The organism is Kitasatospora sp. NPDC059747, assembly GCF_042732955.1.
In the GTDB taxonomy this organism is placed as follows: Bacteria; Actinomycetota; Actinomycetes; order Streptomycetales; family Streptomycetaceae; genus Kitasatospora.
Window position 1 is genome coordinate 1 of the sequence record NZ_JBHWGV010000051.1, and the last position, 11,953, is coordinate 11,953.

At 73.0% G+C, this 11,953-nt stretch carries 12 protein-coding genes and 1 pseudogene; 4 read left to right on the forward strand and 9 right to left on the reverse strand.

Annotation, left to right across the window (positions count from 1 at the left end; translation table 11 throughout):
- Positions 1-159: 159 nt before the first annotated feature.
- Positions 160-1,542 (reverse strand): amino acid permease, encoded by a 1,383-nt coding sequence (locus ACFV4G_RS22350; RefSeq protein ID WP_380443037.1) that lies wholly within the window; start codon positions 1,540-1,542, stop codon positions 160-162.
- Positions 1,543-1,751: 209 nt separating this feature from the next.
- Positions 1,752-2,759 (reverse strand): NADP-dependent oxidoreductase, encoded by a 1,008-nt coding sequence (locus ACFV4G_RS22355; protein ID WP_380443039.1) that lies wholly within the window; start codon positions 2,757-2,759, stop codon positions 1,752-1,754.
- A gap of 108 nt (positions 2,760-2,867) precedes the next feature.
- On the opposite strand from ACFV4G_RS22355, the gene ACFV4G_RS22360 reads away from it, so the two are divergent.
- The gene (locus ACFV4G_RS22360; protein ID WP_380443041.1) at positions 2,868-3,350 is read left to right on the forward strand and encodes a Uma2 family endonuclease; all 483 of its coding nucleotides are present in this window, start codon (positions 2,868-2,870) and stop codon (positions 3,348-3,350) included.
- A gap of 72 nt (positions 3,351-3,422) precedes the next feature.
- Here ACFV4G_RS22360 and ACFV4G_RS22365 read toward each other — a convergent pair whose 3' ends face one another.
- The 3 genes from ACFV4G_RS22365 to ACFV4G_RS22375 form a co-directional block, all read right to left on the reverse strand.
- Complete coding sequence (locus ACFV4G_RS22365) at positions 3,423-4,466, reverse strand: LLM class flavin-dependent oxidoreductase (RefSeq protein WP_380443043.1); 1,044 nt, start codon at positions 4,464-4,466, stop codon at positions 3,423-3,425.
- Between the two features lie 175 nt (positions 4,467-4,641).
- Complete coding sequence (locus ACFV4G_RS22370; RefSeq protein WP_380443045.1) at positions 4,642-5,031, reverse strand: SCO5389 family protein; 390 nt, start codon at positions 5,029-5,031, stop codon at positions 4,642-4,644.
- A gap of 161 nt (positions 5,032-5,192) precedes the next feature.
- On the reverse strand, positions 5,193-5,546 hold the full coding sequence (locus ACFV4G_RS22375; protein WP_380443047.1) for a winged helix-turn-helix transcriptional regulator: 354 nt from the start codon (positions 5,544-5,546) through the stop codon (positions 5,193-5,195).
- 79 nt (positions 5,547-5,625) lie between these two features.
- Between ACFV4G_RS22375 and ACFV4G_RS22380 the strand changes: the two genes are divergently transcribed.
- Positions 5,626-6,261 carry an NADPH-dependent F420 reductase gene (locus ACFV4G_RS22380; RefSeq protein WP_380443049.1) on the forward strand — a complete coding sequence of 212 codons (636 nt, stop codon included), beginning with the start codon at positions 5,626-5,628 and terminating at the stop codon, positions 6,259-6,261.
- A gap of 44 nt (positions 6,262-6,305) precedes the next feature.
- Here the strand turns inward: ACFV4G_RS22380 and ACFV4G_RS22385 are convergent, their stop codons facing one another.
- From ACFV4G_RS22385 to ACFV4G_RS22395, 3 genes are all read right to left on the reverse strand, one after another.
- A complete protein-coding gene (locus ACFV4G_RS22385; RefSeq protein WP_380443051.1) occupies positions 6,306-7,850 on the reverse strand; it encodes an MFS transporter in 1,545 nt (514 codons plus the stop codon).
- 186 nt (positions 7,851-8,036) lie between these two features.
- Positions 8,037-8,810 (reverse strand): hypothetical protein, encoded by a 774-nt coding sequence (locus ACFV4G_RS22390; RefSeq protein ID WP_380443054.1) that lies wholly within the window; start codon positions 8,808-8,810, stop codon positions 8,037-8,039.
- 100 nt (positions 8,811-8,910) lie between these two features.
- Complete coding sequence (locus ACFV4G_RS22395) at positions 8,911-9,591, reverse strand: hypothetical protein (RefSeq protein WP_380443056.1); 681 nt, start codon at positions 9,589-9,591, stop codon at positions 8,911-8,913.
- Between the two features lie 23 nt (positions 9,592-9,614).
- On the opposite strand from ACFV4G_RS22395, the gene ACFV4G_RS22400 reads away from it, so the two are divergent.
- On the forward strand, positions 9,615-10,049 hold the full coding sequence (locus tag ACFV4G_RS22400) for a hypothetical protein (RefSeq protein WP_380443058.1): 435 nt from the start codon (positions 9,615-9,617) through the stop codon (positions 10,047-10,049).
- A 317-nt stretch (positions 10,050-10,366) separates the two neighbouring features.
- A complete protein-coding gene (tpx, locus tag ACFV4G_RS22405; RefSeq protein ID WP_359965739.1) occupies positions 10,367-10,867 on the forward strand; it encodes a thiol peroxidase in 501 nt (166 codons plus the stop codon).
- Positions 10,868-11,078: 211 nt separating this feature from the next.
- On the opposite strand, the pseudogene ACFV4G_RS22410 reads toward tpx, so the two are convergent.
- Positions 11,079-11,822: pseudogene (locus ACFV4G_RS22410) on the reverse strand (glycosyltransferase); the annotation flags it as partial.
- Positions 11,823-11,953: the final 131 nt, after the last annotated feature.

Below are 11,953 nucleotides of genomic sequence, written 5' to 3' on the forward strand. Positions count from 1 at the left end.
CGCGCCGCCCACGAACTGCGGGCGCGCCGGGGGGGGTTGGGGGTGGGCGGGGGGGTTGCCCGGCGGGCGGCCCCAGCGGGCCGGCGCGGGGCGTTCGGGGCGCGGAACCTACCCGCCCGCCCGCTCCCGGCCTGAGGGGGTTCTCCTGACCCGAGGGGGTCAGTCCTTGCGGCGCCCGGACATCCAGACGAACACGAGGATGCCCGCGAACAGGAACAGCACGCCCTGGTAGACGGCCGCGTACCCGGCGCCCGCGACCAGCCACAGCGAGAAGCCGAACGCGCCCAGGCCCAGCACCGCGTCGCGGACGAGACGGGCGCCGGCCACCTCGCGCCCGCCGCGCACCAGCCAGTAGAGCTGGGCGGCGGTGGAGAGCAGGTAGGGGACGGTCGCGGTGAAGGTGGTGATCAGCACGAGGGCGTCGAACGCGCCCTTCGCGCCGGACGCGAAGTTGAGCACCGTCAGCACCGAGGCCAGCGCCACGCTGACGACGACGCCGAGCACCGGCACCCCGCGCTTCTCCTTGGCGAACGCGGCCGGGAACAGCCCGTCCTTGGCGGCCGCGTACGGCGCCTGCGCGGCCAGCAGCGTCCAGCCGTTGAGCGCGCCCGTCATCGAGATCAGCGCGGCCACGGCGATGACCGTCCCGCCCCACGAGCCGCCGAACATCGCGTTCACGGCGTCCGAGAACGGCGCGGAGGAGTGGACGAGCTCGTCGTGTGCGACGGTGCCGAACACCGCCAGCGTGCCGAGCAGGTAGACCAGGGCCGCGCCCGCCGTGCCGAGGACGCTCGCCCGGCCGACGTTGCGCTCGGGGTCGCGGACCTTGCCCGCGCTCATCGCGGCCGACTCGACGCCCAGGTAGCTGAAGAGCAGGATCGCCGCGGCGGCCGTCATGCCGCCGACCACGCCCTGGCCGGAGGCGTCGAACGGGCCGAGGTTCTTCGGGTCGAAGAAGCCGAGGCCGCCCACCGCGACCAGCGCCAGCGGGATGAACTTGAGGACGGTGGAGACGAGTTGGACGGCCCCGACGTACCGGGTGCCGGCCAGGTTCGCCAGCGCGGGCAGCCACTGCACGGTCAGCGCGGCGGCGATGGTGACCACGGTGGAGTGCTGGACGGGGACCAGCACGTCGAGGTATCCGACGGCCGCGACGGCGAGCGCCGCGTTGCTGACCCACGTGGTGATCCAGTACGACCAGGCGGAGATGAACCCGGCGAAGTCGCCGAACGCCTCACGGGCGTAGACGTAGGGACCGCCGGTGCGCGGGTTGCGGCGGGCCAGCTGCCCGAAGACGAGCGCGAGCGCGATCGCACCCACGGTCAGCACCGCGAACGCGACCAGGCTGACCGTCCCGAACGGCGCCACGGCGGCCGGGATCATGAAGATCCCGCCGCCGATGATGTTCCCCATCACGAGCGCGGTCGCGGTCGGCAGGCCGAACCGCCCGCCCGAACGGGAGGGGGAGGGGGTGGCGGGGCCCGCGTCGGTGGGCGGGGTCGGCCGGGGAGCCTGCCGGGTCACGGCCGGGCTGGTCTGCATGGGGGTGGTGCGCCTTTCCTGGTCCTGCTGCGCTCGGTGGAGCGACCGCCCATGCTCACAGAGAGATACCGCTCTGTACCAAATCGGTGGTTTTCGTCCCGCCGCACCAGGCCCGCCACCGCAAGATTTCCGGCCGGGCGTCCCTTGCACCGGCACTCGTCCGGCGGGGCGCTCACCATGATGATCACGGCGAACGCCCCGCCGGGTGCTCACGGCAGCCGCAGGACGAGCTTCCCGGTGTTCTCGCCGCTGAACAGCATCCGGAACGTCTGCGGGAAGTCGTCGACCGTGCCCTCGACCACGTGCTCCTTGACCTTGATCCGGCCCTCGCCGATCCAGCCGGCGATCTCGGCCGCGGCCTCGGCGTAGCGGCGCGCGTAGTCGAAGACGACGAAGCCCTCCATGCGGGCCCGGCGCACCAGCAGGGACAGGTAGTTGGAGGGGCCCTGGACGGCGGTCTCGTTGTTGTACTGGCTGATCGCCCCGCAGATCACGACGCGGGCGTGCATCGCGAGGCGGCTGAGGGCGGCGTCGAGGATGTCGCCGCCGACGTTGTCGAAGTAGACGTCGATGCCGTCCGGGGCGTGCGTGCGCAGCGCCTTGCGGACGTCCTCGGCGCGGTAGTCGACGGCGGCGTCGAAGCCGAGTTCGTCGGTGAGCAGGGCGCACTTCTCCGGCCCGCCGGCGATCCCGATCACCCGGCAGCCCTTGACCTTGGCGATCTGGCCGACCATCGTCCCGACGGCGCCGGCGGCGCCGGACACCACGACCGTCTCGCCCTCCTTGAGCGCGCCGACGTCCAGCAGGCCGAAGTACGCCGTCATGCCGGGCATGCCGAGGGCGCCCAGGTAGGTCGAGAGCGGCGCGAGCGCCGGGTCGACGCGCAGCGCGCCCTTGCCGTCCGACACGGCGTACTCCTGCACGCCGAACGCGCCCACGACGTGGTCGCCGACCTTGAACCCCGGGTGCCGCGACGCGACGACCTCGACCACCGACCCGGCCCGCATGACCTCGCCGATCCCCACCGGCGGCAAGTACGACGGCCGGTCGTCCAGCCATCCGCGCATCGCCGGGTCGAGCGACACGAAGCGCGTCCGCCCGACGAACTCCCCCTCCCCGGCCTCGCCGACCGCGCCGTCGACCAGCTCCCAGTCCCCGTCGCGCACCTCCCCGACGGGCCGGCGGGCAAGACGGACCTGGCGATTGACAGCGGACATGGGGGCGCCTCCAGTCGGTACGGCGATGACACGTGAGCGTGATTCTAAGCAAGCGCTTAGTCATCTGGCCAGAGGGGGTGTGTCCGACCCTCCCGGTAGCCTCCGGGCGTGCACACCGAACTGATCGAGGGCGTCGTCGCGCCCGTCCGCCGCTCGTGGGCCGACTCGAACGTCGCCTCCGCCATCCGCGAGCAGCTTCGCCCGCGCCTGCGCGAGCTCGGCCTGTTCGCGGGCTCCGGCGACCTCGACTTCCCGGGCACGGCGAACCGCTACGTCCCGCACCTGGCGGTCATACCGGCGGCACTGGCCAGGACGGAAGGCGCGCTGCTGCCCGAACAGACGCTCCTCGTGGTCGAGGCCGTCCCGCCGGGGTGCACCGACACGAGCCACACCACCTCGAAGCGCCGCCGTCGCTACGCGCAATTCGGCGCCCCCGGCTACCTCCTGGTCGATCGCGGGAAGCGCACGTGGACCCTGTTCACCCGGCCCGGCGAGCCCGACTACGCCCTCGTCGAGGGCCCGTACCCCCTCGGCTTCCCCATCCGGCTGCCCGCGCCGCTCGACGTGGAGCTGGCTACGGGCGAGTTCTGAGAGTCACGGCGCCGCGCAATTCCCAGCTCGCCCGGGCTGCTGTCCGTTCCGGCCGCTATGGGGGCCGAACCTTCAGTGGTCCCGGTCGGCCGGCTTCCAGCCGAGGGCGGGGCCGAGGCGGGTGGCGAGGTCGGTGAGGATCTGGACGTAGTCCTCGGGGGCGAAGGTGAAGGGCAGGGCGAACGCGACCTCGTCGATCTCCCGGAACGAGGCGTGGGCGTGGAGCTGTTCGACGAGCTCGTCCGTCGTGCCGACGAAGTCGCGCTCGAACAGCAGCCGGGCCGGGCCCTGCGGTATCCCGGTCCGGGGCGCCCGGGAGGCGGCGTAGGCCTCGTACGTGGCGCGCTGGGCGGGCGTGGCGCTGTCGGTGGGGATCACGACGAGCCCCTGGGAGACGCGGGCGCGGTCGCCGTCCGGGTGGGCGGCGCGGAAGGCGCGGACGAGGGCGAGCTGGATCGCCGCGAAGTCGTACGACTCGGCCTCCTCCTCCGGCTTCACGACGCTGCTGATCAGCAGGTTCAGCCCGTTCTCGCCCGCCCACCGCGCCGAGCGCAGGCTCCCGGCGCCGTACCAGATCCGGGAGGCGAGCCCGGGGGAGTGCGGCTGGACGCGCCGCGAGTAGACCTCGATGCCCTCGGTCCCGGCGAAGTCGGAGGCGGGTTCGCCCCGGACGAGGTCGAGCAGGCGCCGGGCGCGGGCCGGGCCGAAGTCCTGGTGGTCGCCGGTGTCGGGGTAGAGGGCGCCGCGCACCCGGTCGTAGTGGGCGGGCGGGCCGGCGCTGACGCCCGCGTTGAGCCGGCCGCCGGAGAGCACGTCGACGGTGGCGAGGTCCTCGGCGAGGCGCAGCGGGTTCTCCCAGCCGAGGGGCGTGACGGCGGTGCCGAGCTCGATGCGGCGGGTGCGCTGGCTGGCGGCGGCGAGGACGGCGACGGGGGAGGAGATGCCGTACTGGAGGTGGCGGTGGCGCAGCCAGGCGCTGTCGAAGCCGAGGCGTTCGCCGAGTTCGATGAGTTCGAGGGTGGTCTCGTGGCCGCGGCGCGGGTCGGCCTCGTCGAAGAGGCCGATGGTGAGGAAGCCGAGCTTGCGCAGCGGTCGTGGGGTGGTCGACGACGGCATGGCGGCCTCCGGGCGGGCGACGGGACGTTCAAGGGGTACGGGTCGAACCTACGCATGCCGTCCACCGCCCCACAAGATCGCCGGCGGACCGTCAACGCAGTCGCAACCCGCCCGCCACACGGCGCAACACGACGGGCCCCCGCCCACGGTGCGGAGGCCCGTCGTCACCCGGGGGTCAGCAGCTGCGCAGCTCCGGGCTCTGGTTGCGGATCTGGTTGTGCAGGGACGTGAACTCCCGGTACGCCTCGCTGGTCTCGGCGCCGGGCCGGAAGGCCGCGACGCGGTGGCAGTTGACGAACGCGAGGGTCACGTCGAAGTGCCGCTCCAGGCTGCCGCGGATGGCGTTGCTGGCGAGGGCGCGGAGCAGCTGGGCGCGCTCCTCGTCGGTGGGGGTGGTGTTGTCGTTGACGAACTCATCGTCGCCGGCGGCGAGTTCGGTGCTGAGGCCGGCGACCACCTGGTAGGCGTAGGGGAGCGACGTGCGGACCGTTTCGACGAAGTCGGCCTCGTCGACCTCGCCGTGCGCGGCCTGGGCGAGGAGGGCGGGGGAGACGTCGAGCGACATGGGGGTGTCCTTTCCCGGGGGTGCGTGGGGCTGGTGGTGCCGAAGGCGTCAACGGTTAACGAAGATGAAAACCATTGCTACATGGACTGTCCTCGACTCCCTGATGTCCTGTCAAGTACGGCGCGGAGCGACCGCCCCCGCCGCGCGCCGCCCCCTCCGCTTCACTCCCCCGCCCGCTCCCTCGCCGCCATGACGTCGTCGCCGTGCCGGAACGCCCAGGCGCCGAACGCCTCGATCGGCTCCAGGAGGGTCCGCCCCAGCTCGGTCAGCGAGTACTCGACATGCGGCGGCGACCCCGCGTACGCGCGGCGCTCGACGAGCCCGTTGACCTGCAGCCGGCGCAGCGTCTCCGTGAGCACCTTGGGACTGATCCCGCCGATCCGCCCGCGCAGTTCGCCGGGCCGCTCGGGGCCGTCGCGCAGCGCCCAGACCACCACCGCGTTCCAGGTGTTGGCGAGCAGGTCGAAGGCGAGGCGGGCGCGGCAGTCGGCGAGGAAGTCCTGGTCAGTGGTCACTTACCAGATGGTGCCTGAGCGGTTTCCTACTGTCGTCCCGAATCCGAGCGACGGGTTCACCTCGAGGAGGCAGCAGCAGATGAGGATCGGGATCGTAGGCACCGGGAGCATGGCGCGCGTGCTCGGCGGGAGGTGGTCGCGGGCCGGCCACGACGTGCTGGTGGGCGGCCGGGACACGAGCCGCGCCGCGGCCCTGGCCGACCGGATCGGCGCGCGGTCGGGTACTCTGCGGGACGCGGCCGTCCACGGCGGCGACGCGGTGTTGCTGGCCGTGCCCTTCGCGGCGGCGGTCGACGTGGCACGCGGTCTGGCCGATGCCCTACCCGACCGGACGCTGATCGACTGCACCAACCCGGTGGTGGAAGGGTTCGTCCTGGCGACTCAGGGCGGCCCCTCGGCTGCCGAGCGCGTCGCCGCCGCCGCGCCCGGGGCCTCGGTGGTCAAGGCCTTCAACCTCTGCCACGAGAGCGTGTGGAGCCTGACACCGCCGGTCTTCGACGGACGCCCGCTCGCCGTGCCTGTCTGCGGCGACGACGAACGGGCCCTGGAGGCCGTACGGCTCCTCGTTCGCGACCTCGGCTGTGAGCCCGTCAACGCCGGCGGGCTCGCCCGGGCAGGACTGCTGGAGGCCACGGCCGCGCTGCTGATCGGCCTGTGGGTGGGCGAGGGCGTGGACGCCCAGGCGATCGCGCCGCCGCTGGAGTACGCCGGGTAGCCCCCGGCCCCCGGCCCCCGGCCCCCGGCCCCCACCCCCAGGCCTTAGCCCGCGGGTTCGGGTGCCTTGTCGGCGACGGGGGCCGGGACCTTGGGGACCTTGATGACGAACACCGCCATCACCACCGCCAGCACCGCGAACACCAGCCCCATCTCGAACGCCCGGGAGATGCCGTGCACCAGCACCGCCGACGAGTACGGTGCCGGCAGCTTCCCGGTGGCCCTGAACTGGAGGGCCTGTTGCGGCGTCGCCGCGTGGAGGAACTTCGCGACCTGCTGCTGCGCCTCGTTACGGCTGGCCGTGCCGTAGACCGTCACCAGGATGGACAGCCCGAGCGAACCGCCCACCTGCTGCATCGCGTTGAGCGTGCCGGTGGCCGCGCCCGTCTCGTGCGGGGCCACCTGCGACACGACCGTCAGCATGACCGGGACGAATATCGAGCCCATGCCGAAGCCGAACAGCAGCGTCGGCCCGAGGACGCCGGAGGCGTATGTCGTGTCGAGGGAGATCCGGGTCGCCCAGAACACCCCGCCCAGCACTAGCAGCGAGCCGACGACGAAGAAGGGCTTGGCCCCGAACCGGACCTGGTTGCGGGCGGCGAACTGCGCCGCGGCGACGATGGCGACACTGATGGGCAGGAACGCGAAGCCCGCCCGCAGCGGGCTGAACCCGAGGATCTCCTGTACGAACAGGGTGATGAAGAAGAAGATGCTGAACATCGCCGCGGCGAGGCACAGCATCAGCCCGAACGCGCCCGCGCGGCTGCGGCTGCGCAGCAGGTGCAGCGGGGTGATCGGCTGTGGCACGCGCCGTTCGTTCAGCAGGAACGCGGTGAGCAGGACGACGGCGAGGCTGAACGCGAGGAGCGTCACCGCGTCCGTCCAGCCGTGGTCGGAGGCGCGGATGAACCCGTACACCAGGGACACCATGCCGGTGGTGGCCGTGAACGCGCCCAGGAGGTCGAAGCGGCCGGGGTGCCGTTCGGACTCGTTGATGTAGAGCGGCGCCAGGAGGGCGATCGCGATGCCGATCGGCACGTTGACGAACAGCACCCACCGCCAGGACAGCCAGGAGGTCAGCATGCCGCCGAGCAGCAGCCCGACCGCGCCGCCCGCACCGGCCACGGCCGAGTAGACGCCGAACGCGCGGTTGCGCTCGGGCCCTTCCTTGAAGTTGGTCGCGATCAGCGCGAGCGCCGTCGGCGAGGCGATCGCGCCGCCCAGGCCCTGGAGCGACCGGGCCGCGAGCAGCCACGCGGCGTTCTGCGCGACGCCGCCGAGCAGTGAGGCGAAGGAGAAGACCAGCACGCCGACGATGAACACGCGCCGGCGCCCGAGGATGTCGCCGGTGCGCCCGCCGAGCAGCAGGAGCCCGCCGAACGTCAGGGTGTAGGCGTTGATCACCCACGACAGGTTGGTGGTGGAGAAGTTCAGCGCCCGCTGGATGTGCGGCAGCGCGATGTTCACGATCGTGATGTCGAGGACGACCATGAGCTGCGTGGCCGCGATGACGGTGAGCGCTATCCCCGGGTGCTGGCCGCGGCGGGCGGACGCCGGCGGAGCCGAGGCCAGGGCGTGGGAGGTGGCCATGGCAGGTCCCCCAATGGCTTTGGGAGCGAACGACGGGAGGGAACGGTTTCGTTCACTAAGACCGACAGTAGTCCCGGGCGCATTGGGAGCACAACGGGCATTACCAACGGTCGGCTGGTTCCGGACAATCAGTGAACCGAGGTGTGAACGGGATGAACGGGTGGAAGAGGTGGAAACCGTGCCGTGCTACCCGTTCTTGCGGAGATCCAGGTAGGGGAACAGGTCGAGGAAGGGTCTGGCGGTGACGCGGACGCTCCCGCCGAAGGGGTTGTCGAAGTCCCAGATCATGAACAGCAGGAAGGCGATCAGCGCGCTGAAACACCCGGCCAGCGCCAGCTCCCGCGGCGTGTGGCGGATCTGGAGGGCGAAGAGCATGCCGACGGTGATGGCGGCTCCCGCGATCAGCCCGATCCAGACCAGGCCGGGCATGGTGGCGCCGGCGTACTGACCGCGGGCGCTGCGGGCGTCGTCGGCGACGGTGATCCGGTCCAGGATCGGCAGGTAGGACTGCGCCTCCAGCTCGGTCGTGGGCGGCCTGGTGGCGACGTCGGCACGGACCTGTTCGAGCAGCTGGGTGCCCTTGTCGGAGATCGTTCCGTGATCGCCCATGTACGTCCACTCGACCCGGACGACGTACGACACGTAGGCGTCCACGTCCGCCCTGATCTTGTCGCGGACCTCGGGCGGGTAGACCGCCGCACGGTCCCCGACCTCGTGGAGCGCCTGGGCCTCGCGGAGCACGTCGTCCTCGGCGGCGACGCGGGCCTGCCACACGCCGGCGATCGCCAGCCCGAGGACGATCGCGTAGACGATCCCGATCATCATCGTGATGTACTCGATGACGTCCGGAGTCTCGTCGTGTCTCGGCTCGGTGCTCTGGTGGCGCCGCAGGAGCACCACCGCCCCGGCGACGAGGCACGCTGCGGCCGCGGCGACGACCAGCGCCACCCATGGACCCATCGGAACTCCCTCTCACTGGCTGGCTTCTACGGTCGGCGGCCCGGTCCTTGCGACGCGGGCGTCGGGGTGTCCGGTGACGAGGCGTCATCGCCGGCCCTGCTCATGGCCGCCGCCTCGGCCGCGCCCCGGGCGCAGCGCCGCCGCCGCGATGACCGCGGGCACGAGGATCAGCAGCATGGTGGCCGCCATCGGGACGCCCGGGTGGTGCGGAGGCGCGGTGGTCGGGCCGACCGGCGGTGCGCGGAACGTGGGCGCCCGGGTGGGGGCCTGGGTCGGCCACGCCGGGCTCGGGCGGGGGGTGTCCGGTGCGACCGGACTGGCGGCCGCAGGCCCGGTGGGTTGGGGCGACGGCTGTGGTTCGGTGGCGGCCGGGTTGGCTGCGGCGGGGGCGGGCCCGGCGGCGGGGGCAGCGGCGGCCGGGGCCGGATTCTGCGCAGCCGGTGCCGGTGCCGGTGCCGGTGCCGGTGCGGGTGCCGGTGCGGGTGCCGCCGGCGGAGGTGGTGCCGGGGCTGGCGGCGGCGCGGAGGGCGGGGCCGGAACAGGTGACGGACTCGGAAGCGACGGCGATGGCGAGGGCGAGGGCGACGGCGAGGCGACGGGCGGGGGCGAGGTGGGCGTCTGCGTCGGCGTGGTGGAGGGGACTGGTGAGGCAGTCGGCGTGGGTGAGGGGCTGGGTGTCGGCGTGGGGGACGGGCTCGACGGCGGGGTGGGTGTCGGAGTGGGCGTCGGAGTGGGAGAGGGCGTCGGAGTAGGGGAAGGCGTGGGCGTGGGACTCGGGCACGGACGCAGGTGGTGATGATGGTGATGGTGGTGACCACCGTGGTGGTGGCCACTGCGCTCGTCACCGTCACCGTCACCGTCGCCGTCCAGGCGCCCGGCGCCGGCGCTGTCCGAGAGCGTCGGCGATGGCGTCGGCGCAGAGGTGGGGCACGGCCGGTGATGCTGGTGCGGAGGCCGGTGGTGGTCACGCTCCGGAGCGATGGTGACCTCGACCGGAGCGGTCCCGCCCACCCGGAGGCACACGCAGAAACCGGCCACCGGGCCCGCCGGATGCCCACCACCGTGGTGCCCGGCGCCCGCCGCGGACGCCCCACCCACCAGCACGCCCACGGCCACCACGCTCGCGACCGCACCCGCCGTACGCACCCACCGGCCGGGGCGGACGCGTTCTGTGCCTGCCGGCAGCAGCCGCTCGACCTCTGGGGACCGGGGAATGAGCTCCACACCTCCCAGGGGTGACGGCACAGTGCGCGGCGGACTTCGATCGGGCGGCCCGACCGGGGACACGCGTGGCGCCCTCCGGCCGCCGTCAGGATCTCCCCGCGGTACTTCGTCAACCAACAGGCGCGCCGGGCACCTGCGGCCGTTCGGTCCAAGGGCGGACAGGTTCAGTCGCGCGGCCGGGCACCGGCGTGTCGGCCGCGCGGGTGTCCGGTGGCTGGGCACGCACTCCCACCGCCTCGGCACACTCAGTAGGATCTTCGTGTTCCCCGGTCACCCGAGACGGTTCGCGGTGTGGCCGTTTCGTAGCAGGTCCATCTGGAGGAGAAACCCTCATGGCTCAGGTCACCCTCAAGGGCAACCCGGTTCAGGTCGCGGGCGAGCTGCCGCAGTCGGGCAGCCAGGCGCCCTCGTTCACCCTCGTCGGTGCCGGTCTCGTCGACGCGTCGCTGAAGGACTTCGCGGGCAAGCGCAAGGTCCTCAACATCTTCCCCAGCGTCGACACCCCGACCTGCGCGGCCTCCGTCCGCAAGTTCAACGCCGAGGCCAACGAGCTCAGCGACACCGTCGTGCTGTGCATCTCGGCCGACCTGCCGTTCGCGCAGGCCCGCTTCTGCGGCGCCGAGGGCCTGGAGAACGTCAAGACCCTCTCCACCTTCCGCAACCGCGACTTCCACGCCGCCTACGGCGTCGACATCGCCGCGGGCGCCATGGCCGGCCTGACCGCGCGCGCCGTCGTCGTGCTGGACGAGAACGACAACGTCCTGCACACCGAGCTCGTGGCGGAGATCGCCGACGAGCCGAACTACGACGCGGCCCTGTCGGCCCTGAAGTAAGGCGCCTCCCGCTCCGACCGGTGGGGGGGGGGGGCGGGGGGGGGCCGCGGGCCGCCCCGGGGGGCTGGCACGCCCGGGGCGGGGGGGCCCCGCCCTCACGCCCCCCCCCCCCCCCCCGGGCGGGGGGGCGGGGCCGCCCCCCCCCCCCCCCCCCACCGGTTTCAGCTGACCACCGGCTTCAGGGGCCCACCGCCTTCAGCGGCCCCTGGTTTCAGCCGCCCGCCGGGACCCGGAGGGTGCCGTAGCGCTGCATTCGCTGCCAGCGGAGGCGGGAGCCGGCCAGCGCGGTGAAGACCGACTGGATCACCACCAGGTACATCAGCTGCCGGTAGACGAACTGCTGCAGCGGCAGGCTCCACAGCGGTCCCAGCCGCTCCTTGTCGAGCCGGAACGCGTACGCGCCCATCAGCATCTGGACCAGCAGGAAGGCCGCCCACGTTCCGATGATCCGCACCGGGTCGAGGAAGACGACCCCGTACAGCGCGAAGACGTCGACGACGGGGGCGAGCAGGGGCAGCAGCACCTGGAACATCAGCAGGTAGAGCAGTCCGCGCCGGCCGAGCTTGCCCGCCTGTCCGCGCTGGACGAGGGCGCCGCGGTGCTTCCACATCGCCTGGAGCGTGCCGTAGCACCAGCGGTAGCGCTGACGCCACAGGGCGCCCAGGGAGGCGGGAGCCTCGGTCCAGGCCTTGGCGCGCTCCTCGTAGACCACCCGCCAGCCGGCACGGCAGAAGGCCATGGTGAGGTCGGTGTCCTCGGCGAGGGTCTCCTCGCCCACGCCGCCGACGGCCAGCAGGGCGGAGCGGCGGAAGGCGCCGACGGCACCCGGGACGGTGGGCATGCACTCGGCGAGGTCGAACAGGCGGCGGTCCAGGTTGAAGCCGACCACGTACTCGATGTGCTGCCAACGGCCGAGCAGGCCGCCGCGGTTGATCACCTTGGCGTTGCCGGAGACGGGGGGGGCGGCGGCGGCGGGGGCGGGGGGCCCCGCGGTCGCACGCGGGGGTCGCCCGGCTGCGCCCGCGGCTGCTGACCGGCATGGCGGAGCGCGGCATCCCGCCCGAGGTGGCCGAGGACGTCTACGGC